The 21,157-nt window shown below is 71.7% G+C and carries 19 protein-coding genes; 6 read left to right on the top strand and 13 right to left on the bottom strand.

Annotation, left to right across the window (positions count from 1 at the left end; all coding sequences use genetic code 11):
• Positions 1-125: 125 nt before the first annotated feature.
• The 12 genes from TU30_RS09720 to TU30_RS09665 all read right to left on the bottom strand — a co-directional run bounded on the left by TU30_RS09720 (position 126) and on the right by TU30_RS09665 (position 12,656).
• The gene (locus tag TU30_RS09720; protein ID WP_078878203.1) at positions 126-1,556 is read right to left on the bottom strand and encodes a cytochrome P450; all 1,431 of its coding nucleotides are present in this window, start codon (positions 1,554-1,556) and stop codon (positions 126-128) included.
• Positions 1,553-2,638, bottom strand: a complete 1,086-nt coding sequence (gene cyc1 / locus TU30_RS09715) for an epi-isozizaene synthase (RefSeq protein ID WP_042167719.1) — start codon at positions 2,636-2,638, stop codon at positions 1,553-1,555. The genes TU30_RS09720 and cyc1 overlap by 4 nt, the downstream gene beginning before the upstream one ends.
• A gap of 356 nt (positions 2,639-2,994) precedes the next feature.
• A complete protein-coding gene (gene def / locus TU30_RS09710) occupies positions 2,995-3,645 on the bottom strand; it encodes a peptide deformylase (RefSeq protein WP_042167299.1) in 651 nt (216 codons plus the stop codon).
• Between the two features lie 146 nt (positions 3,646-3,791).
• Positions 3,792-4,772: a tetratricopeptide repeat domain-containing protein gene (locus tag TU30_RS09705; protein WP_042167296.1), complete on the bottom strand. Its 981-nt coding sequence runs from the start codon at positions 4,770-4,772 to the stop codon at positions 3,792-3,794.
• A 280-nt stretch (positions 4,773-5,052) separates the two neighbouring features.
• Entirely contained in the window at positions 5,053-6,387 is a 1,335-nt protein-coding gene (locus TU30_RS09700; protein ID WP_107068415.1) for an HD-GYP domain-containing protein, read from the bottom strand.
• Entirely contained in the window at positions 6,384-7,805 is a 1,422-nt protein-coding gene (locus TU30_RS09695; RefSeq protein WP_042167293.1) for an HD-GYP domain-containing protein, read from the bottom strand. The genes TU30_RS09700 and TU30_RS09695 overlap by 4 nt, the downstream gene beginning before the upstream one ends.
• Positions 7,806-8,015: 210 nt before the next feature.
• On the bottom strand, positions 8,016-8,354 hold the full coding sequence (gene rsrA, locus TU30_RS09690; RefSeq protein ID WP_042167290.1) for a mycothiol system anti-sigma-R factor: 339 nt from the start codon (positions 8,352-8,354) through the stop codon (positions 8,016-8,018).
• A complete protein-coding gene (locus tag TU30_RS09685; RefSeq protein ID WP_042167288.1) occupies positions 8,351-9,037 on the bottom strand; it encodes a sigma-70 family RNA polymerase sigma factor in 687 nt (228 codons plus the stop codon). Before TU30_RS09685 ends, rsrA begins: the two co-directional genes overlap by 4 nt.
• Positions 9,038-9,300: 263 nt before the next feature.
• Positions 9,301-10,008 carry an alpha/beta family hydrolase gene (locus TU30_RS09680; RefSeq protein WP_042167284.1) on the bottom strand — a complete coding sequence of 236 codons (708 nt, stop codon included), beginning with the start codon at positions 10,006-10,008 and terminating at the stop codon, positions 9,301-9,303.
• A gap of 10 nt (positions 10,009-10,018) precedes the next feature.
• Positions 10,019-10,834 carry an SOS response-associated peptidase gene (locus tag TU30_RS09675; protein ID WP_042167281.1) on the bottom strand — a complete coding sequence of 272 codons (816 nt, stop codon included), beginning with the start codon at positions 10,832-10,834 and terminating at the stop codon, positions 10,019-10,021.
• Between the two features lie 35 nt (positions 10,835-10,869).
• Entirely contained in the window at positions 10,870-12,036 is a 1,167-nt protein-coding gene (locus TU30_RS09670; RefSeq protein WP_042167279.1) for a site-specific integrase, read from the bottom strand.
• 146 nt (positions 12,037-12,182) lie between these two features.
• The gene (locus TU30_RS09665) at positions 12,183-12,656 is read right to left on the bottom strand and encodes a hypothetical protein (RefSeq protein WP_234307824.1); all 474 of its coding nucleotides are present in this window, start codon (positions 12,654-12,656) and stop codon (positions 12,183-12,185) included.
• Positions 12,657-13,210: 554 nt separating this feature from the next.
• Here TU30_RS09665 and TU30_RS09655 point away from each other — a divergent pair.
• From TU30_RS09655 to TU30_RS09630, 6 genes are all read left to right on the top strand, one after another.
• Positions 13,211-13,474 (top strand): acyl carrier protein, encoded by a 264-nt coding sequence (locus TU30_RS09655; protein WP_042167274.1) that lies wholly within the window; start codon positions 13,211-13,213, stop codon positions 13,472-13,474.
• Positions 13,475-13,513: 39 nt separating this feature from the next.
• Positions 13,514-14,485 (top strand): chlorinating enzyme, encoded by a 972-nt coding sequence (locus tag TU30_RS09650; RefSeq protein WP_042167272.1) that lies wholly within the window; start codon positions 13,514-13,516, stop codon positions 14,483-14,485.
• A gap of 301 nt (positions 14,486-14,786) precedes the next feature.
• Entirely contained in the window at positions 14,787-15,512 is a 726-nt protein-coding gene (locus TU30_RS32840; RefSeq protein ID WP_052479769.1) for a thioesterase II family protein, read from the top strand.
• A 19-nt stretch (positions 15,513-15,531) separates the two neighbouring features.
• The gene (locus TU30_RS09640; protein ID WP_052479768.1) at positions 15,532-17,082 is read left to right on the top strand and encodes an amino acid adenylation domain-containing protein; all 1,551 of its coding nucleotides are present in this window, start codon (positions 15,532-15,534) and stop codon (positions 17,080-17,082) included.
• Positions 17,083-17,151: 69 nt separating this feature from the next.
• Positions 17,152-18,507, top strand: coding sequence for a cation:proton antiporter (locus TU30_RS09635; protein WP_042167269.1), 1,356 nt, complete (start codon positions 17,152-17,154; stop codon positions 18,505-18,507).
• Complete coding sequence (locus tag TU30_RS09630; protein WP_042167265.1) at positions 18,504-19,775, top strand: LuxR family transcriptional regulator; 1,272 nt, start codon at positions 18,504-18,506, stop codon at positions 19,773-19,775. Before TU30_RS09635 ends, TU30_RS09630 begins: the two co-directional genes overlap by 4 nt.
• Here TU30_RS09630 and TU30_RS09625 read toward each other — a convergent pair.
• Positions 19,710-21,137: an amidase gene (locus TU30_RS09625; RefSeq protein ID WP_042167262.1), complete on the bottom strand. Its 1,428-nt coding sequence runs from the start codon at positions 21,135-21,137 to the stop codon at positions 19,710-19,712. The two genes, TU30_RS09630 and TU30_RS09625, sit on opposite strands and share 66 nt — an antisense overlap.
• Positions 21,138-21,157 lie beyond the last annotated feature (20 nt).

Below are 21,157 nucleotides of genomic sequence, written 5' to 3'. Positions count from 1 at the left end.
CGTGCGGTGCGGGGTGGCTCTCCGTGCGGGGGCGTGGCGCCACACGGCGGCGGCGCGGGCGTTCACGCGGCCTCGGGGCCGCGTGAACGCCCGCCGGAGGTGACCGTTCTGCCGGCTGTGGCGGTTCAGCGCGTGACCGGCCTCAGCATCAGCCGGTTCGGGCGCAGGGTGATGCCCACGCGGGTGGTGTCGTCCGAGCCGGGCACGTGCTCGAAGCGGAACTTCGTCGCCAGCGCCGCCGCGATCAGGCTGAGCTGGGCCATCGAGAAGTGATCGCTCGGGCACTTGCGGTTGCCCACGCCGAACGGACTCATGGCGTATTTCGGAACGTGCTTCGCACGCTCCGGAAGCCAGCGGTCCGGGTCGAACTCCAGGTTGCGCTCGTACGACTTCGGATCGCGCTGGATCGCGAATGGGCTGTAGATGATGTCCGCTCCGGCCGGAATGCGATAGCCACCGAGCTCCGTGTCCCTGACCGCCCTGCGGGTCAATATCCAGACAGCGGGACGCAAACGCATGGCCTCGACGACGACATTGTTGGTGTGCGTGAGCTTGTGGATGTCCTCGAATGCCACCGGGCGGCCTCCGGTAACGGCGAGAACCTCGTCGCGCATCCTGTCGCCGTGTTCCGGATGCGCGGCAAGTGCCTGCAGCAACCACATGATCGTGGAGCCGATCGTTTCACCGCCGGGGGTGAGTATCGCGAGCACCTGGTCGTGGATCTCCTGCTCCCCGATCGGGTCACCATTGTCGTCCTTCGCCTCCAGCAATGCCGTCAGCAAATCGTCCGGCTTTTGACCGGACGCGCGGCGCTCGGCGACGATCTCGTCGACCACGCGATGCAAATCGGCCAGAGCCCGGTTGAATTCGCGATTGGCCGGAAGCGGCAGCTTGTGCAGCGGGCCGAGCGGCAGCACCATCCGCCGGTACATGCCGCGGAAGACGGTGGAGAGCGCGACGCACAGCCGGTCCGCCCGCTCGTCCGTGTAACCGCCGCGCAGGAGACAGCGGGCGGCGATGCGCACGGCGACCCGGAACGCCTCGGTGGTGCAGTCGACCGGCTCCCCCGGCACCCAGCGCTCGGTCAGCGCGTGGGCCTCCTCTTCGATGACCGGGCCGTAGGCGGGGATCGCGTCGAGCCGGAAGGCCGGCTGGATGGTGCGTCGCTGGCGCCGGTGCAGCGGGCCGTTGGCCGTGGCCACGCCCTCCTTTCCGAGCAGGTCCTCCATGGACTCCCACAGGGGGCCGGAGATGATGTAGTCGGCGCTGAGGGCCAGCGCACCGGTGAGGGCGGGCGTGGTGACGGCGTACACGGTCTTGGGGCCGAGCTTGAGCCGCACGACGTCGCCGTGGTCGCGCAGCCGGGACATGAAGGCGAGCGGATCGCGGACCAGTGTGAGGCCGTGACCGAGGCCGGGGACGCCTCCGCCGGCCACCGGCGCCACGCGCGGCCCGGTCGCGTCGGTCCTCACCCGGGCCGCCTCACCGGATGCCGCGGTCGTTGCGGATGCTCCGGATGCGTCCGGTGCGTCGGGAGTCACCGACTCGACGGTCATTTCTCACCTGCCGCTTCGTTGTTGACGTACGGGGGCGTGGACCGGTCGTCCCAGCTGTCGACCCTGTACCGGCCGGACTCGTGGTGGAACCAGTAGACGGAACTGAACCAGTTCCGCATGTTTCCGAGACAGGCGCGCACGGCCGCAGCCCGTTCCTTTCCTCTCACCGTGCCGTCGTCGAGACCGTCGGCGAAGCGTAAGGCTTCCTGTTCGACGTCGATGAATTCCGTGACGCATTCCTCGACCCGGCGCCTCACATCGGCGGCCGCCTCTTCGAGAGTCAGCCCTTCATGGGTGATGAGACTGATTCCGAGATTGTGCACCTCATGGCCCGCCAATTCCTTCGGGAGTGAGCAGAGGTCGTTGTACCAGGCGGCGAATTCCTGACTCAACAGGGCCGCCTTCCGATAGGACGGGTTCTTCCGCACGGAGTCCGGCAGTTCGCAGCCCGCACTGGGCTCCAGGAGATCGGTCCAGATCCAGTGGGCGAAGGTGAGCCGGCGCAGCTCCAGGTATTCCTCGACGGTCGGGACGATTCCCTCCGTGCGATTGCGGAATTCCTGGTCGTACGCCTCGATCACCGCGTGGAAGTGCCGGGCGAACCGGGCGTTCCACGTGTCCGGAAGGAACGAGTACAACCGCCGCACACCGTCCGCGAGCCCGGCCACCAGTGCGTCTTCGTGACGCAGGTGGTCCGTGGGACGGTCGAGGGCCGTGTGCAGCTGGTCCTTCAGCCGCCGCCAGGCGTCGGGGCGGCCGTGCACGATGTCGCGGTCGTGCCGGTCGTCCCAGACGAAGAACCACGCGCTGTAGTCCGCTATCGCCTGGAGGACCTCGTCGGCGGCGCCGGTGTAGTAGCCCGCCATGAGGTCCGTGTAGCACAGTCCGTCGGCATATTCCTCCACCTTGTCGGCCGGCATGAGCCGCTTTTCGAGCAGCCACGCACGGGTTTCCTCCTGGAGCCTCGGCCAATACGGATGGAGCTGCCGGGGAAAGGCCGTCTCGATCACCGGGAGGGACAGTGCCGGTGGAACTGCGACGGTGGTCGGTTTCGATGTGGTGCCGTGTGACAAAGCATGCACGAACATTCCCCTCTCGGCCGCCGGTCAGCGTGTGCCCCGTTCCCCCGTGCCGGGCACGCGCCGTTGCGTATCCCCGCCCCTCCATTCAGCACCACAACTGACCCTTCTGGGAACGCATTTGCCTCCTTCACTACCCGAGGGTGCCGAGAAGCTCTCCTTGCGTGTCTGGTTTGGGGCCACCGGTCGGCCGAGGGATCGAACACCTGCCGGAAAGACGAACAACGCGTGGTCCGGTGGGATGCCGGATCACGCGCCGTGCGCGAGGGAGTTCTGCGGGGCCAGGGGCCGAGAGGGCCGAGGGGCCCGGACGTGACGGACGTGACGGACGTGACGGACGTGACGGACGTGACGGGCAATCAGTCGTTGGCGACCACGGGATAGCGGGGCTCGTTCTCGGCCATCTGCCGCAGCGCGTCCTTACGTTCCCGCTTGGAGAGCCGGTCGATGTACAGGTAGCCGTAGAGGTGATCCGTCTCGTGCTGCAAACACCGTGCGAAGTAGCCGGTGCCGCGCACCTTGACCGGGTTGCCCAGCTCGTCCCGACCGGTCACCTCGGCGTAGTCGGGCCGGGCCAGCGGAGCGTACGCCGTGGGAACGGACAGACAGCCCTCGTTGGAATCGTCCAGCCGGCGCTTCTCGGCGGGCAGTTCGACCGGCTCGGGGTTGCAGATCACGCCGACGTGGCGCGCGCCGTCGTCGTCCGGGCAGTCGTAGACGAAGACCTTCAGGTCGACACCGATCTGGTTGGCGGCCAGGCCCACGCCCTCGGCGGTGCGCTGGCTGGCGAACATGTCCGCGACCAGCTGCTGGAGTTCCGGGCCGAAGTCGGTGACGTCCCGGCACTCCTTGTGCAGCACCGGGTTGCCGACCACGGTGATCGGCCGCGAGGTGCCGCGCTCGACCCAGGAGGCCTCGCGCTCCGCGCAGCCCTCCGTGTCGATGACGTACCCCTCCTCGTCGACGGGGAGCACGCCCGCGTGCTGCTGATCGGTGTCCTGCTGAACCATGACCGACGTACGCCTTCCTGGAAAACATGGGGTGTGGTGCTGATACAGGGTACGGCGAGCGGACGGCCCGCCGACCGGCCCTCGCCCGCGGCCGGACCGAGGACCGGCCCCGGCGGTCCGCCTCGTGAACGGGTGCTGAAAACGCCCTAGCAGACTTCTTCGAGGTCCCGCCAGTCCCGCGAGTCCGGGCTGTCCGCGACCCATCCGTCCAGCAGACCGCGGACCAGCGAGGCCGGCGCGGCCAGCCCGCACTCGCGCTCCGGCACCCACAACTGCCCGTCGGTGCGGTGGCCGAGCGGTCCGGGATGTCCGGGCTCGCTGTGGTCGTGCGGGTCGAGATGCTCGCCCTCTCCCTCGTCGGACGGCATCCGGGACTCCGAGCACAACCGGCACAGCAGCCGCACCGAGGACGACCAGTCCTCCGCGGCGAACCCGGCGTCCGCGGCCAGCTGCTCCAGGGCGTCCCGGTCGGCCTCACTCGCGGCCTCCAGCAGGACCACCCACGTGGGCACCGGCGAGGGCGCCCACAACTCGATCTCGTCGAACACCGGGTAGGTGTGCCCGGCGGCCGTGCTTCGCTCGCCGTGCGGCACCCCGTCGTGCAGGACGACCTCGCCCCAGCGACGGCCGGAGGACGGCAGCGGAATGGACAGCACCTCGATCCGGGCGGGGTCGAGCCGCCGCCCCCAGACGACCTCGGCCTCCCCCTCCGGGGACAGCCGCACGGCCGCGCTGCCCAGGTCCATGCCGAGCGGCTCACCGGAGTCGGTGGGGCTTCCCGGCACCTTCAGCCCGTAGGCCTGCCAGGCCCGGCGGGCCAGCGGCCAGTCCTGCAGGGCGGTGGCGGCGATGCCGACGTTCCACCAGTCCGGCGCGCCGGTGTCCCGGTCGAGCAGCGCCACGGCCCTGAGGCCCGCTGTCCGCGCCTGCTCCCAGTCGTGCCGGAACTTGTGCAGCAGCGCGAGGTTGAACCAGGACTCCGACAGCCAGGGCTCCAGATCGGCGGCCCGGGTGAGCAGCGCGCCCGCGTCCTCGTAGCGGCCGTCGCCGATGAGTGTGAACGCCCGGTCCGTGGCCTGCCGCCAGGAGGCGGAGGGCCTGTTCCGTCCCTTGCCGAAGATCCTCACGATTCCCGCCTGCCAGTTCCGTGCGGTGGGCGGCCTAGCCCCCGGACACCGTCTCCTTCGCATCCAACCACGTACGGCCGGAAGGGCGCTCATTACCCATGGGTTACCCCGGACCGGTCCGGGTCAGACCGTCCGGTTCGCGGCTCCCACCGCGGTCGGGCGCCTGTCCTCACGGCAGTTCCCGCGCCTCTTCCGCCGTCACTCCCCCACCTCGTCCTCATCCTCACCTCCCGATCCTCACATCCCGGCCTCCGTGGTTCCCCGGCGGCCTCCCGCCGCCTCACCACCGGCCGCCCCCGTCGTCGTACCCGTCCGCGTGCTCCCTCGCCCCGGCCCTGGACAGCACCCGGGCCAGGGACTCGACGACCTGGGGCGCGTACTCGCCGGCGGTACCGAGGCGTAGTTCCTCCAGTGCCGTCAGCGGCCCGTCGGGGCCTCCTGCCCGGGACTTCTCGTCGTACGCGTTCACCACCCGGACGATCCGCGCGGCCAGCGGCTGCTCCTGATGCGGTTCGGCCTGCCGCTCCACGATCCCGGCCACCCTCGGGTCCACCCCGGTCTGGCGGACCACGGCGCCGCCGAGCAGGGCGATCCGCCGCTGTTCCGGGGCCGGAAGGACGGCGGTGGCGCCCGCCGGCACCGGGTCGACAAGGCTGAGCTGGCCGATGTCGTGCATCAGGGCCGCGTACTCCAGCACCACCAGATCCGGCTCGGTCAGCCCCAGGTCCCGGCCCACCGACCGGCTGAGGTCGGCGACCCTGCGGGCATGCCCGGCCGGGGTGCAGCCGGCGATCTCGGTGGCCCGGGCGAGGGAGGCGATGGTCTGCCGGTAGGTGGCCCGGACAGCCGCGTACCGCCGGTAGGACAACTGCGCGAGCAGCAGGGGCACGGAGAGCAGGGGCAGCGCCCACAGCCCCACGGCCGCGACGCCGAGCGCCATCACCGCGCCCGTCGCGACGACGGCGGCCCCGATGCCGGGCAGCGCCCTCAGTTCGTCGCGCAGCGCCGGCGGGAAGGGCCGGCCGGTGCGGGAGTGGGCCAGCGCGGCGGCGAGCACGGCGTCGCACAGGGCGGACAGCGACAGCAGGGCGAGCAGCAGCAGCGCGTAGGCGGGGCCGCCCCAGTCGTCGAACGTCCCGCTGCCGTACAAGGGCTGGAAACACACGGCGACGAACCCGACGGTGAGGGTCCGGCGGGCCAGCCGGTCGCGGGTGGGCCCGTGCCCGCGACCGACGTGCGGCACGCTGCCGCACAGGGAGGCGGCAAGGACCACGACGACGACCTGGGCCACGCCGTGGTGGCTGGGCCGCCCCCCGGCCTCGCCGAGCAACGCGTACGCCAGTGACCCGGCGGCGGCGAGCGGCGCGGCCTGACGGACCCGCGGTCCGTCGCGGGGCTGCGTTCCGGCGCCCGGCGGCGCTCCTTCACCGGGCTGCCGTCCGTCGCGGGGCCGCCGCGGGCCGTGGTGCCGCGTGAGTTCCCCGACCGCGACGAGTACGCCGAAGGCGAGGGCGACGCCTCGTTCCGCGACCCCGTGCCACAGGGCGGCACCGAGACAGCCGGCGGCGAGCACGGCGGCGCAGACGTGCACGAGGGTGTGCGGCCGCGGCGTCATCGGCGTGCCCCGGGCGAATCGGCGGCAGGCTCGGCAACCGGCGGGGCGGGCGGGCCGGCGGGCCGGCGGGCGTCCTCGGCCGTCACCGCGGGGTGCCAGCCGGTCCGGCCGATCGCCCGCACCAGCGCCTCCACCATCCGCGGGTCGAAGTGGCCCCCCGCGCACCGCTGGAGCTCGTCCAGCGCCACGGGAACCGGCCGTGCCCTGCTGTAGGAGCGGTTGGAGGTCATCGCGTCGAAGGCGTCGGCGACCGCCACCACGCGCGCGGACTCCGGGATCTGACCGCCCGCCAGCCCATAGGGGTAACCGCTGCCGTCCAGCCGCTCGTGATGGTGCAGCACGGCCGCGCGGGCCTCGCCCAGGAAGGAGATCCCCCGGACCATCTCGTGCCCGTACTCGGGGTGCAGTTCGATGACCCGCCGCTCCTCGGGGGTCAGTGGCCCGTCCTTGGTGAGCAGCCGGGTGGGCACCCCGAGCTTGCCGACGTCGTGCAGGATGCCGGCGAAGCGCAGCACCTCGGTCCGCTCGTCGTCCATGCCGAGCTCGCGCGCGATCATCGTGGAGGCCTGGCCGACCCGCTCGCTGTGTCCGCGTGTGTACCCGTCCTTGATGTCGACGGCCTGCACGAGCGCGCGGATCGTGGCCTGGTGGGCGGCCCGCTCCCGGTGGTACTGGGCGAACGCCCACCACGAGACGTACATCGGCGGCAGCACGAGCAGCGCGGCCACGGGCCCGTGAGGGCTGCGCCACAGCAGTGCCATCATCAGTCCGGCGAGACCGTGCACGGTGACCGGTGCGAGCGACCGCAGGAAGAGCCGCCACCAGGCCGTCCGCCGGGTCCTTTGTCGCGTCGTCCGCCAGGCCGTCCGGCTCCCGGGCCGAAGCGGCAGGCCCCCCACCAGCACCACGATGCCGCGGTCCAGCAGCGTCAGCACCAGGCAGAACACCAGCACCGCGGCGCCGGCCGCGCCCAGCGCCGCGGGAACGTCACCGGCCGCGACCGCTTCCCCGCCGCCGGCCGCACGGTGTGCCCGACTCGCGGCCCACACGGCGAGGGTCAGTTGTCCGGCCCGCCCGACTCGCCGCGCGAGGAACGGCCGCTGCTCCACGGGGGCGAGCAGCGCGCCGGGCAGCGCGACCAGCGCTGCGGCGGACGGCGGCAGCAGAAAGGCCGCGGCGAGCAGTACGGGGTGGAAGGTGCCGCCGGAGTGCGGGGCGCCGAGCTGCCGGGACCGGGCGAGGCGTTCGCAGCAGGCGTACAGCACGGCGAGCGAGGCGACGGCCCGCCAGGAGACGTCCGCGGCGGGGGCGGCCCGCACCGGCAGCGGCGACAGCGGCACCGCCGGCAGCAGACAGAGCAGGCCCGCCACGGCGACACCGGCCACGTACACACGGGCCCGTGCCGGTAACGCCTCCATCGGACCTCCCCCGACCGTGCCGGCCTCGCTCGGCCTGGCGCCTGTCAGGGTCCGGAGCCTAGGGGGACGGACGGCGCCTCCGCGGGCCCCCGCCCCGTGGATTAGCACGTACGGGTGAGGGCGCTCCCCTTTCGGGGGTGCCTGCCGGGGCGACCGTTCGGAGGGTGTTCGAGCAGCGGGCCCGGAGAGGCCGGGACTCCCCTGGAAGGCTCAGGAATCCTGTGGCGCCGGAGCGGCCTGGGGCCGTTGTGCGGCCGCCTCGGAAACGGTGACGTCCTGATCGGGAACGGCCTGGCCCGAGCGGATCACGTCGATCCGGCCCATGACCTTGGCGCGCAGGTCGCCGGGCACGTCGTCCTGTCCGCAGCACCGCTTGACCAGCTTCTTCACCGCCTGCTCGAGCCCGTACTTCTCGAGGCAGGGCGAGCACTCCTCGAAGTGGTGCTCGAATTTCACGCAGTCGGAGTCCGGCATCTCACGGTCGAGGAACTCGTAGAGATGATCGAGGATCTCGCTGCAATCCGTCTCGTGCGGCTCTCCGCAGCTCATGACCTCGAGCCTTTCGCTTCGTTCGACTCTCCGGCGCCCGCCGGGACCAGTCCGCGCTCGCGCGCGTAGTCCTCGAGCATGCCGCGCAGCTGGCGGCGGCCACGGTGCAGCCGGGACATCACGGTACCGATGGGTGTGCCCATGATGTCGGCGATCTCCTTGTAGGCAAAGCCCTCGACATCGGCGAGATACACGGCGATGCGGAACTCCTCGGGGATCGCCTGGAGCGCTTCCTTGACGTCCGAGTCGGGAAGGTGGTCCAGCGCCTGTGCCTCCGCGGAACGCAGACCGGTCGACATGTGCGACGCGGCCCGCGCGATCTGCCAGTCCTCGATCTCCTCGGAACCGCTGCGCAGCGGTTCCCGCTGCTTCTTGCGGTACGAGTTGATGAAGGTGTTGGTGAGGATCCGGTACAGCCACGCCTTGAGGTTGGTGCCCTCACGGAACTGGTGGAAGGACGCGTACGCCTTGGCGTACGTCTCCTGGACCAGGTCCTCGGCGTCCGCCGGGTTGCGCGTCATGCGCAGGGCGGCCGAGTACATCTGGTCGAGGAACTCGAGCGCGTCCCGCTCGAAGCGCGCGCTGCGTTCGGCGGTCGATTCCACTCGCTTGTCGCCCTGCCCCTCGGGCTGCTCCGCCTGGCCGTGTTCGGTCCCTGCGTCGGTACCGGGAACCGGACCCACCTCCTCCAGAGTTGTCGTGGGACCGGAAACGGTCTCACTCGAATCGGAGGATAGACGACGATCCGGTCCGTCCGCCGCCCGAAGGGGAACGGTCCTGGCCGCGTGCAGCACCGTCCAGTCCAGCTCGGTGCGGCCCTTGCGGCTCGGGCAGAAGGTCGAACCCATGCGGCGGACTTCCTCTCCTACGACTACGACGGCTGCGCCGGCGGACCGGCGGACACGTCGGGGTCAACAGCGGAGGCCGTCCGGACATTCCCGAAGCTTTACCCGGGCGGGCCGGGCGCCCACTGCTCCACGAGGGAGCCGACCCACCGCACGACAGCGTCCGTGACGACCGTCAGGGCCTCCTCCTGCGTGATGTCCGCCCGCTTGGGAACGGCGAGACCGTGATCGCCGTGCGCCACCTCGACCAGTTCGTACGTCCCCTCGGGGAACTCTCCGGGCCTGCCGAAGGGGTCGTTGCCGCCCTGTACGACGAGGGTGGGCACCCCGGCCCCGAGCAGCTCGTCGGCGCGGGACTTCTCGGGCCTGCCCGGCGGGTGCAGGGGAAAACCGAGAGCGAGCACCGCGTGGGCGCCCAGTTCACCGGCGGTCCGGCAGGCGACGCGGGCTCCGGCGCTGCGCCCGCCCGAGATCACCGGCAGGCCCGGCTTCGTCAGCGCGGGCCAGAGGCCGCGCCAGCCGGTGTCCAGGGTCTTCGGCGCGGGGGCCACCTTCTTGCCGGCCACCCGCCAGGGCTGCTCCACCAGCGCCACGGTCGTGCCGTGCGCGGGCAGCACGGCGGCCAGGGCCCGCAGGTCCCGGGCTTCGATGCCGCCGCCGGCGCCGTGACTCAGCGCGAGGACGAAGCGCGCGGTGTGCCGGGCGGGGTGCCAGGTGATGCGGGCAGGACCGGCGTCGGTCTCGACGGTCTCGGCCGACGGCGGCTCCGCCGGGCCGGCCGCGGTAGGAGCGTTCTTCGTGTTCCTCACAGGCGTCACGTCAGAAGAGTGTGCTCTCTTCCGGTGCCTCCAGCTCCCTCAGCAGCTCCGGGCCGTTGTTGCGCACGTTGCTGACCGCGGTGGAGACCGGGAAGGCACGCATCAGGCCGGAGGGCGGCGGCGCGAGAAGCCCGCGCAGCTCCTCGGTGTCCGTGCGGGCGGGGTCGAGCCAGGCGTCCCAGCGGTCCGGTGTGAGCATCAGCGGCATCCGCGGGTGGATGTCGGCCAGAGCCCTCAGGCCGTCCGCCGGCGCCACCGCGAGCGGCGTGGTCTCCGCCTCGGTGGTGACGACGGTGCACGTCGCCCACCAGGCCCGTGGATGGTCGTCCGGCAGGGTCCGGTCCCGCCAGAACTCGTACAGACCCGCCATCGCGAACACCGAGCCGTCGGCCGGTGTCACGAAGTACGGCTGCTTGCGCGGGCGCTTGCGTTTGCCCTCGACCTCCAGGTCCCGCTCCTGCGTGCCGGTGACCCACTCGTAGTAGCCGTCGGCGGGCAGGATGCATCGCCGGGCGGCGAAGGCGCGACGGTAGGACGGCTTCTCGTGGACGGTCTCCGCACGGGCGTTGATCATCCGGGCCCCGCCCTCGGGCGTCTTGGCCCAGGACGGCACGAGGCCCCACTTCAGCTTCCGCAGCTGCCGAACCGGCCGCGGGTCGTCCGCGTCCTTCACTGCGCGGTCGAGCACGGCGAAGACCTCTTTGGTGGGTGCCACGTTGTAGTCGGGCTCCAGGGCCTCTTCCGGCTCCCACCTGTCGATCTCAAAGACTCCTGCGAGATCCTCGGGCCTGCGACTTGCTGCATACCGTCCGCACATTCCAATCCGCCCCTCCGACCAGCGAAAACGCTGAATCATGCCGCGTCAGTCAGCACCACGTCAGCACGGTGCTGAGTCAGCGCCACATCCATCACCTTGACAGCCCGGCCCGTGGAGTCGGGAGTGAGGTGCCCGTACGTGTCCGCCGTCTCCTCGATGCTCTTGTGTCCGAGCCACCTGGACACATCCAAGAGTGGCAGACCATTGCTGAGCGCGGTCGTGGCGAACCAGTGCCGCAGGTCGTGAGGCGACCAGTCGTAACCCAGAGTCTTCACGACCTTACGGAACGCGGACGAGTAGTCCGAGGTCGTGACCAGGGTTCCGGTGATCGCCTGGAGCAGGGCACCGTCCGGACCGGTGCCATAGCGGGCCACGTGCTCGCCCACGGCCTCGGACAGGTTCGTCGCCAACGGAACGTCCCGCCAGTCTCCCTTCCTGCGATGCTTCAGCGGGCCCAGTACGGCCCCCCTGACGCCCTTGACGCGGGTTACCTGGCGGCGGAGCCGTACGCGGTCGTCGAGGACGTCCCCGACCCGGAGACCGAGCATCTCGCCCATCCGGAGCCCAAGGCCCGCTATGGGCCAGACGGACAACGCCCACTCCCGGCGGAACTCGTCAGCGATGTCCTGCACCTGCTGCCCGGACGGAAGGAGCGTCTCATCCACGGCCCGGCTCGGCAGCGCGGGCAGCTTGGCACCGCGGAAGGGGTGCCGGCCGACATCCCCGTTGTTCACGGCGGCCGTGAAGACTGCCTTCAGGGGTGTGGTGTACGCCTGAACGGAGTGCGCGGAGAGTCCTCCAGCCGTCATGTGGGCGCCCAACCGCTCAATGTCATCGGGGCGTATCGAGGTCAGCAGCCGTTCACCCATGAAGGGGAAGACGTGCAGTCGGAAGGCCCGCTCGTACGTGTTCTCCGTGTTGGGTGCGAGATGCTGACGCTCGAACCACGCCTCTGCGTACGTCCGAAGCGGTACGGCGCCCCGCTTGGGATCGAGGTACGTGCCTTCCCGCTTGGCGCTCTCCATCTCCAAGCCGTGGTCGTCGGCCTCGCGCTTGGTCGGGAACGCCCTCTCGCGCTGCCGCCCGGACCGACCTCCCGGCTCACGGTATCTGACCGTCCAGGGGTGGCCGCATCTGGTCTTCTCACACGAATAGTTCTTATTCTTGCCATCGGCCTTGCACTTCTGAAAGACGGTGGCCAAGTGGCTTCCTTTCACTCTTGTAGTCGGGTCGCCCGGGGGAATCTCACCCCCGGGCGACCCGACTACTTGAAGCCCGTCATGGCGAACGGCTTCGCTCCATCGAGCAGTTGCTGGAACCGGTCCTCCAGCGGTACCTCGTCGGGCCCCTACAGGAGGTAGTCGATCGTCGAGCGGGTCGACTCGGCCGCCGCGGCATCGCCCATGTCGTTCCAGGCGGAATTGAACGTGGCCTGGTTCCCCGGTCGCGCGCCGATCTCGGAGTTGGCGAAGTCCTTGAGCACCTGCGGGTCACAGGCGCGCAGCCCCTCAGGCGTGAAGACCCCTTGGTACTTCGACCAGTAGGCGGCCACGCGCGGGTCGAAGTCCGGCTTGACGGCGAGATACCGCGCCTTGAGCCGGGCCACGCGCTCCAACCGCTCCGGATCGACGTCCTCGGGCTTCGGGAAGCTCGCCCTGAGGGACTCGAAAGAGCGGGCCGCTCGCCGCTGCGCCGGGACGGGCTCGCCGTGCTCCCACTCGAAGCCGCATCGGTGGCTGAGCACCCTGCGTCCGCCGTCGAGCGTCGCGCGCACCTCGATGTCCTCGTCGTCACTGCACAGTGGACAGATGGCCAAGGACATGGCTACCCCCCGTTCACGTCGCGCCGCCGCCCACCCCTGAGCCGGCCGGCTCCAGTCGGTTCGAAGGATGTGGCGACACGGCCACACCGATGGGAAGCGTATCCATCGCCGCCGGCATCGGTGGGTCGAGTTCGCCGACGCGCGGCTGGTCGTCACCGCTGTGCACGGCGGTGCCCAGGCCGACGGCGGCGAGGAACCGGGCGGGGCGGAACCGGGCGGCGGTGGCGCCACCGCCGGACCCGCTGCGGGCGGTGCGCCTCCCCCGCACGGTGCGTTTCAGTCGTTGTGGCTCGGCAAACCCGGATGGCGGAAAATTCATGTTCCGGAAACCCGCACCGTGTTTCCGGCCTATTTCCCTGGCGTATGTTCGCGCGGCATACCCCCCAAGTATCCGGCATTACCGTGCTCGCTCCGGCGGCCATAGAGTGTGGCGCGCGGCAGGCCATGCGCATTTGTGTGGCCTGTGCGAGTTGTTCGGGGATCCTCCGGCTCGCGGATTCATCCTGCCCGGGCCGGGCCCCCGTACGGACCGCTACGAGAGGAGCACGGCGGCAATGCCCGTTTCCATTCCTGAGGGCGTGCACGAGATTCAGAAGATCATCATCGACTGGGTGGGCGAATTCGTCGAGAACCCCGAGGTGTCCCCCGAGGACAACTTCCTGGATCTCGGCGGCCACTCGCTCCTCGCCATGAACCTGAACACGCTCGTCCAGCAGCGCTTCGGACACGAACTGGACGTGAGGGTCCTGTTCGAGGAGTCGCTCGGGAGCGCGATCGCGGAGCTGCAGGACCGCGTGGTCCGACAGCCTGCCAGGTAATTCGTTCATCCAGCATTCGGACCAGAGACTGGAGTAGCCGTGAATGACCGCACCGCTGATTTCCGACTGAGCGCCGAAGAACTCGCCACATTCGAGGAACAGGGCTTCATCGGCCCCATCAAGGTGTATGAACCCGAGGAGATGGAAAAGCGCTGGAATCAGATACGCCGCGCCATTCCGGACCGCTCGCGGGCGATCTACCCGGAAGACGCGCTGGGCGCGGTGACCAACCTCTCCAACTACGACCGGCACCTCGACATCGATCTGCTCAGCGAGCACATCATGCAGCAGGCGATCGTCGAGCGGGTGTCCTCCATCCTCGGCCCGGACCTGTTGTGCTGGCGCACCGAGTTCTTCCCGAAGTACCAGGGCGACGAGGGCACCGACTGGCACCAGGCGTCGACGTTCGCCCACTCCAGCGGGCGCCCCCAGATCCGGTGGCCCGCGCAGAACAACGCGCCCGCGTTCGGCGGCACGATCACCGCGTGGACGGCGTTCACCCACTCCACCCGCGAGAACGGCTGCCTCCAGCTCATGCCGGGGACGCACCGGGTGATGAACTACGACGAGTCCCTCGGCATGTCCTACAACCCGGACACGATCAACAAGCGGGAGAAGGACAACGTCCGGCGGGGCTTCTTCGGCTACGACTACCGCGAGCTCCAGAAGGACCCCGACTGGCGGCCCGACGAGTCCAAGGCGTTCTCCCTCGTCATGCAGCCCGGTGAGTGCGTGATCTTCTGGTCGACCCTGATGCACGGCTCGCTGCCGCACACCGGCAGCAAGAAGGACTACCGCATGGGGTTCGCGACCCGGTACGTGCCGACCCAGGTCGAGGTCTACCCGGACCTCGGCGACGTCTCCGAGTACGGCGGCACCATCCCGCTGGACGACTTCGCCTCGGTGCTCGTGGCCGGTAAGGATGAGTACGGCCACAACACGCTCACCGATCAGAACCGCCGGGGACGCAGGTTCAGCCCGTGGGACTTCCGCGAGGCGTACAGCGGCTGACGGCCGGGCCGCGCCGCCGCCGGCGGCCGGCCGCACGGGCCGGGAGAGCCCGCGGCGGCCGTCCGGGAGAAGGCGGTCCGCGGGCCGGTCCCGCAGCACGTGACCGGCGGTGTCCGGACGGGGCGAGGGCGGTCCGCCGCCCCCGCCCCGGCACGCACTCCCCGGGCACGCACTCCCCCGCCCGCGCGCTCCCCGGCACGCACTCCCCCCGGCGCCGCGCACGCGCGACCGGCCCGGCCCCGCCCTCCCGCCCCTTCCGCTCGCCCTGTTCCACCCCCCACCGTTCAGGAAGGCGCACCCGATGACCGTGCTCGCCCTGTTCCACCACGCCGGAGGCTCGGCGGCCATGTTCCGCCGGCTGGTCCGGCTGCTGCCCGACCACATCCGGCCCGTACCGGTCGAGTTGCCCGGCCGGGGCCGGCGGTGGCGGGAACCCGCCCCGCACACCGCGGAGGAGGCGGTCCGGGATCTGGCGGACCTCCTCACCGCGGAGGTGGACCCCGACGAGGAGCTGTCCATCCTCGGCCACAGCATGGGCGCCTACCTCGGGCTCGGTGTGGCCGCGGCCCTGGAACGGCGCGGCGGACCGCGCTGCCAGACGCTCTTCGCCTCCGCCAACCTCGCCCCGCAGCTCGGCTCTCCGCTGTTCGCCGACGGCACCTCCGCCGTCTCCGACGAGGAGGTGCTGGCCCGCGCCGCCCAGTTCGACGCGCTGGACGAACGGCTGCTCGGCCACCCGCACATCGCCGCCCGCGCCGTGGCCCTGCTGCGGAGCGACTTCGACGTCTGCGACTCCTTCGTCCGCACCATGTCCCGCACCGTGACCGAGAGCCGCATCGTCGTCTGCCGCGGGGAGCAGGACGCCTTCGGCGACGAGCACACGGACCCGTGGCAGTGGCGGAGCGTCCAGCCGCTCACCACCCTGACCTTCCCCGGCGGCCACCTCTACCTGGAGGAGGCCGGGGCCGAACCGCTCGCGACGGCGATCGCTTCGGTCATGAGCGAACCGGCGCAGTCCCGAACCTGATCCGACCTGGGAGCCCCCGATGAACGAGGCAGTGAGTTCCGACCGCACCACCCCCCTCCCCCTCGCCCACGAGCTGTTCGAGGCGCAGCGCAGGTCCCACCCCGACCGGCTCGCCGTGCTGTGGGGCGAACGATCGCTCGACTACGAGGAGTTGGGGCGTGACGCCGACCGGCTCGCCCACGCGCTGCGGCTCGCGGGCGTCGCCGGGGAGCCCGTGGGGGTCCTCTTCGCACGGGGCCTCTCCGTCGCCGTCGCGGTCCTCGGCGTACTCAAGGCCGGCTGCGCCTACGTGCCGCTCGATCCCGCCTACCCCGACGAACGTCTCGCCGCCATGGTGGGCGACAGCGGCACGCGGCTCCTGCTGACCGAGAAGGCGCTGCTGGACCGCGTACCGCTGCCGGACGGCACGCGCGCCCTCCTCCTGGACGACGCCCTGTCCTCCGTCGAGGCCGCGCCACCGCCGCCGCCGGCGCCGCGGATCGGCCCCGACACCCTCGCGTACGTCATCTACACGTCCGGGTCCAGCGGGGTGCCCAAGGGCGTGGCCATGCCCCACGGTCCGCTGGCCAATCTGATCGACTGGCAGTGCGCGCACTCGGCCTGCGGGGTCAGCGACCGGACCCTGCAGTTCTCCGCGCTCAGCTTCGACGTGTCCTTCCAGGAGATGTTCAGCACCTGGGCGTCCGGCGGGACCCTGGTGGTGGCCGACGACACGACCCGCCGGAGCTGGCAGGCCCTCATCGACCTGCTGAACACCGCCTCGGTGCGACGCATGTTCCTGCCGTTCGTCGCGCTCCAGGCGATCGCCGCACACGCCCGCTCGGTCGGCGTCTGGCCGCTGGCCCTCCGCGAGGTCGTGACCGCCGGCGAACAGCTCCAGGTGACCCCCGCGGTACGCGCCCTGTTCCGGCGTCTGGACGGGGCTGTGCTGGTCAACCAGTACGGCCCCTCCGAGACGCACGTGGTCACCTCGCTCGAACTCCGGGGCGACCCCGACGCGTGGCCCGACCAGCCCAGCATCGGCCGGCCCATCACCGGCGCCGAGGCGTACGTCGTCGACGAGCGGCTGCGCCCGCTGCGGCCCGGCACCCCGGGGGAACTGTGCGTCGGCGGCCCGGTGCTCGCCCGGGGCTACCTGGGGATGCCCGAGGCGACCGCCGCCCGGTTCCGGACCGTACCCGGGCTGGGAGGCGGCGGGAGGATCTACCGCACGGGCGACCTGGTCGAACTCCGGCCCGACGGCACGCTGCAGTTCCTCGGGCGGCTGGACGACCAGGTGAAGATCCGGGGCCACCGGGTGGAGACCGGGGAGGTCGAGGCGCACCTGCGGGCCCTGCCGGAGATCGCCGACGCGGCGGTCGTCGTACGGGAGGGGCCCGGCGGCGACAAGCAGCTGGTGGCGTTCTGCGTCCCGGCACGCGGCGCCGAGGTGGTGGCCTCCGGGGTCCGGCGGATCCTGTCCGTACGGCTGCCCGGCCACATGGTCCCCTCCTCGGTCCGCTCACTGCCCGCGCTGCCGCTCACCTCCAGCGGAAAGGTCGATCGCAGGACGCTGGCGCGGGGCCTCTGACCGTCATCCGTTCCCCCTCTGTTCGAGAAGGAATTCGAGAAGGAATTCGAGAAGGAAGAGGACACAAGCATGTCGACGCACGGTCCGGCCCTCAGCGCCGGGGAGAGCGCCGGTGTCACCGGAATCGTCCTGATGGGCGTCGCCCTGGTGCTGCTCGCCGCTTTCCTGTTCTCCGCCGCGGCGCAACGGGTCCGGCAGCCCGCGGTGATGGGTGAGATCGTCGCCGGGATAGCTCTGGGGCCGAGCCTGCTCGGTCTGCTGCCCGGTGACCTGCCCGGTCTGCTGTTTCCCCCGGCCGCCCGGCCGTATCTGGAGGTGCTCGCCCAACTGGGCCTGGTGCTCTTCATGTTCGGGGTCGGCTACCAGCTGAGCCTGTCGCACGTGAAGGGCGTCGGGCGGCATATCGCCCTGGTCTCGTTCAGTTCGGTGGCGCTGCCGTTCGTCATGGGCGCGGCGCTCGCCGTCCTGCTCTACCCGTGGCTCGACAAGTCCCAGCTGAAGACGGACGGAATGCTCGGCCCGGCGCTGTTCCTCGGCGCCGCGATGTCCATCACGGCCTTCCCCGTGCTCGCCAGGATCATCATCGAACGGGGTCTGCAGAAGCACCGGGTGGGCGCGGTGGCCCTGGTGAGCGCCGCCATCCAGGACGTGATCGCCTGGACCGTGCTGGCCGTCGTCGTCACCGTCGTCAGCGTCAGCGGACTGTGGTCGCTCGGCCGCACCGTCGTCGGGGCCGTGGTCTTCGGCCTCGTGCTGGTCCTCGTGGTGCGGCCCGCCCTGGCCTGGGTGCTGGCCCCGGCGCGGCCCTGGGCCGGCAACGCTCCGACCGTGCACGTCGTGCTCTGCTCCGGGCTCCTGGCCAGCGCGTGGGTCACCGACGAGATCGGTCTGCACGCGGTGTTCGGCGCCTTCCTGTTCGGAGCCGTCGCGCCCCGCCGCCACATCGACGCGACCGCCCCGGAGGTTCCGGAGCGCATCGATCAGACGAGCCTGCTGCTCCTCCCGGTGTTCTTCACCGTCACCGGGCTCTCCGTGGACCTCGCGGGCCTCGGCGCGCAGGGGCTCGTCATGGTCCTCGCGACGGTCGCGGTGGCGTGCGCCGGCAAGTTCCTCGGCGCCCTGGGTGCCGCCCGGCTCTCCGGCTCGGGAGGCCGTGAGTCCACCGTGCTGGGCATTCTGCTCAACGCGCGCGGACTCACCGAACTCGTCGTGCTCAACGTCGGGTTGAGCCTGGGAGCGCTGGACAGCCGGTTGTTCACCGCGATGGTCGTCATGGCCCTGCTCACCACCCTGATGACCGGCCCGCTGCTGAGCCGCTTCCCGTTGCCCGTCGAGCCGGCCCCCGCGCCCCCGCTCTCCGCCGAGCCGGCCCCGGCGCCCGCGCCGCGGCCCGCGAAGCACGCCCGAAAGGACGCTGCCCGATGACCGGAGCCACCGCGGGGCGGCTCGCCTCCCCGCCCGCCGAGCAGATCGCGCTGCTCGCCCCGGACCCGCCGCACCTGCCGTTGCGCGGACGTGAGGAGGAACTGGCCCGCGCGCGGCGGGCCCTGGAGTTCGGCGCCGAGGGCGGCTGCGTCCTCGTGACGGTCGAGGGGCCGCCCGGCTGCGGCCGGACCCGGTTCCTCGACGAGTGCGCGTCCCTGGCGCGGCGGCTCGGCTACGTCACGGGCTCCCGCGACGGGTTCGGCCCGGCCGACCGCCCCCGGCTGCTCGTCCTGGACGACCCGCACCTCTTCGCGCACGAGCCGGGCGAGGTCCCGCTTCTCCGGCGGTACGCCCCGTACGGCGACCGGGCGCTGGTCCAGTTGGTGGCACGCCGCCCGGGCGCGGGCCCCGGGGGCGCCGAGCCGCTGGTGGTCTGCCCCACCGGGCGCACCGAGCGGATCCGCCTCGGTACGCTCCACCCCCCGGCCGCCCTCCAGGTCGCCGCGGACCTGCTGGGGGCCCCGCCCGCCGCGCCGCTCGTCCGCCTCCTGCGGGGCGCGGGCGGGCACCCGAAGCTGCTGGTGGAGCTGGTGGAGGGGCTGCGTGAGGAGCAGCTTCTGCGGGTGGGGGCCCATGAGGCGCAGCTGGTCGAGGACCGCATCCCGCACCGGCTGCGGGTGCTCCTGCAGTCGATGCTGCTGGACCTGCCGGACCAGTACCGCCACCTGCTGCGGGTGGCGGCCGTCCTCGGCCGGGAGAGCACGGTCGACGATCTGCTCACGATCCTCCAGGTGCCGCCGTCCGCCCTGCTGCTCGTCCTGGACCGGATGGTCAGCACCGGCATGCTGGCGGTCGGCAGCACCCGGGTCCGCTTCCCGAACGAGCTGCTGTGGCGGCTCGTCGTCGACTCGGTGCCGGTCCCCCTGCGGCAGGCGCTCCGCCGCCAGGCGGCGGACGGGCGGGAGGCCCCTCGTCCGGTGGCCCGGCCGGCGCCCCCGGCCGGGCCACCGGACCTCAACGGCCAGGAGAACCGGATCGTGCAGCTCGTCGCCGAGGGGCTGACCAACAAGCAGATGGCCCGGCGGCTGGGGATCTCGCCCCACACCGTCAACTACCACCTCAAGAAGCTGTTCCAGAAGACCGGCGTCAAGTCCCGCATCGCCCTGCTGCGGGAGACCGGCTGGAACGACCCGTCCCAGGAGTCACCCGAGCCGGGGCCGCGCGTGCGCCCACGGCCGGGCGCGCTCGAAGGCGGCGGCCAGGTGTAGCAGCTGGTCCTCGGCCCCGGGCGCACCGACGAGCTGGACGCCGACCGGCAGGTCGCCGGCCATCCCGGCGGGCGCCGAGAGCGCGGGCTGACCGGTGATGTTGAAGGGGTAGGTGAAGGCCAGCCAGTCGGCGTACTCCCGCCACCGCTCCTCGAACCCCGTGCCCTCGACGGCCGCCCCGAGCGGCGGCGGGAGCACGGTGAGCGTGGGCGTGAGCAGGACGTCGTACCGGGTCCAGAAGCCGAGCACCTCGGCTGCCCGCCGCTGGGCGGCGGCCAGGGCGGCGCAGTAGTCGGCCGCGCCGAGCCGCTCGCCGCGCAGGGCGATGTCGAGGCTGGCGGACTCCAGTTCGGCCAGCTCTCCCGGGGGCACGCCCCGGACCATGGTGGCGACGTTCGCGGCGATGACGGTGAGCAGCGGGTCCAGGAGCCCGCCGAGCCCGGGAGCGTCCTCGACCAGCTCGACGTCCAGCTCGGCGAAGGCCGACACCGCCTGCTCGAAGACCTCCCGCACCTCCGGGGCGACCGTGCCGTGCGGCGGTGTGAGGGTGTGGGCCACGCGCAGCCGCCTCGGCGGCCGGGCCCCGGGGGCGAGGAAGGGGGTGGTGCGCGCGGGCAGCCCGTACGGTTCCCCGACGGACGGGCCCGCCATCACGTCGAGCATCAGGGCCGTGTCGGCGACCGTGCGGGCGATCGGGCCGTTGCTGACGTAGCCCGCCCACTGCTCCTGGGAGGCGGGCGCCCACGGAACACGGCCGCGGGTGGGTTTGAGTCCCACGACGCCACAGGCGGACGCGGGAGCCCGGACGGATCCGGCGCCGTCGGCGGCCAGCGCGAGCGGGCCGAGGCCGGCGGCCACGGCGGCGGCCGCGCCCCCGCTGGAGCCCGCCGGGCTGTACTCGGTGTTCCACGGGTTGCGGGTGGGCGGGAAGGCCCGGTTGTCCGTCGTGATCCGCAGCCCGAACTCCGGCATGTTGGTGCTGCCGACGAGGATGCCGCCGGCACGCCGGAGCCGGGCGACCACCTCGCTGTCGAACCCGGGCCGGTAGCCGGTGAAGGGGCGCGAGCCGTAGGCGGTCGGCAGCTCGGCCGACTCGTTGGCGTCCTTGACGGTGAACGGGATCCCGTGCAGCGGGCCCCGCTCCTCCAGCGGTACGGAGTCCGCGGCACGGGCTTCGGCCAGAGCGCGCTCCGCCCGCACGGCGATCACGGCGTTCAGCCGGGGGTTCACCTCGTCGAGACGGCTGAGGACCGCTTCGGTGGCCTCCAGGGCGGACAGTTCCTTGGCGCGGATCAGCTCGCGCAGTTCGACGGCGGGCAGGAGGGCCGGGGATCCGGCGGGCGTGCGGGGCGGTGATGCCATCGGAAGGTGCTCCCAAGCGG

The organism is Streptomyces sp. NBRC 110035, assembly GCF_000829695.1.
Lineage (GTDB): Bacteria > Actinomycetota > Actinomycetes > Streptomycetales > Streptomycetaceae > Streptomyces.
Note: the sequence above shows the minus strand (reverse complement) of the source record. Positions and strands in the feature narration are given on the sequence as shown.

What these genes read in the sequence shown, in the direction of transcription:
- TU30_RS09720 (WP_078878203.1), bottom strand. Translation starts at nt 1,556, where the DNA reads ATGACCGTCGAGTCGGTGACTCCCGACGCACCGGACGCATCCGGAGCA.
- def (WP_042167299.1), bottom strand. Translation starts at nt 3,645, where the DNA reads ATGGTTCAGCAGGACACCGATCAGCAGCACGCGGGCGTGCTCCCCGTC.
- TU30_RS09700 (WP_107068415.1), bottom strand. Translation starts at nt 6,387, where the DNA reads ATGACGCCGCGGCCGCACACCCTCGTGCACGTCTGCGCCGCCGTGCTC.
- TU30_RS09695 (WP_042167293.1), bottom strand. Translation starts at nt 7,805, where the DNA reads ATGGAGGCGTTACCGGCACGGGCCCGTGTGTACGTGGCCGGTGTCGCC.
- rsrA (WP_042167290.1), bottom strand. Translation starts at nt 8,354, where the DNA reads ATGAGCTGCGGAGAGCCGCACGAGACGGATTGCAGCGAGATCCTCGAT.
- TU30_RS09675 (WP_042167281.1), bottom strand. Translation starts at nt 10,834, where the DNA reads ATGTGCGGACGGTATGCAGCAAGTCGCAGGCCCGAGGATCTCGCAGGA.
- TU30_RS09665 (WP_234307824.1), bottom strand. Translation starts at nt 12,656, where the DNA reads ATGTCCTTGGCCATCTGTCCACTGTGCAGTGACGACGAGGACATCGAG.
- TU30_RS09655 (WP_042167274.1), top strand. Translation starts at nt 13,211, where the DNA reads ATGCCCGTTTCCATTCCTGAGGGCGTGCACGAGATTCAGAAGATCATC.
- TU30_RS32840 (WP_052479769.1), top strand. Translation starts at nt 14,787, where the DNA reads ATGACCGTGCTCGCCCTGTTCCACCACGCCGGAGGCTCGGCGGCCATG.
- TU30_RS09640 (WP_052479768.1), top strand. Translation starts at nt 15,532, where the DNA reads ATGAACGAGGCAGTGAGTTCCGACCGCACCACCCCCCTCCCCCTCGCC.
- TU30_RS09635 (WP_042167269.1), top strand. Translation starts at nt 17,152, where the DNA reads ATGTCGACGCACGGTCCGGCCCTCAGCGCCGGGGAGAGCGCCGGTGTC.
- TU30_RS09630 (WP_042167265.1), top strand. Translation starts at nt 18,504, where the DNA reads ATGACCGGAGCCACCGCGGGGCGGCTCGCCTCCCCGCCCGCCGAGCAG.
- TU30_RS09625 (WP_042167262.1), bottom strand. Translation starts at nt 21,137, where the DNA reads ATGGCATCACCGCCCCGCACGCCCGCCGGATCCCCGGCCCTCCTGCCC.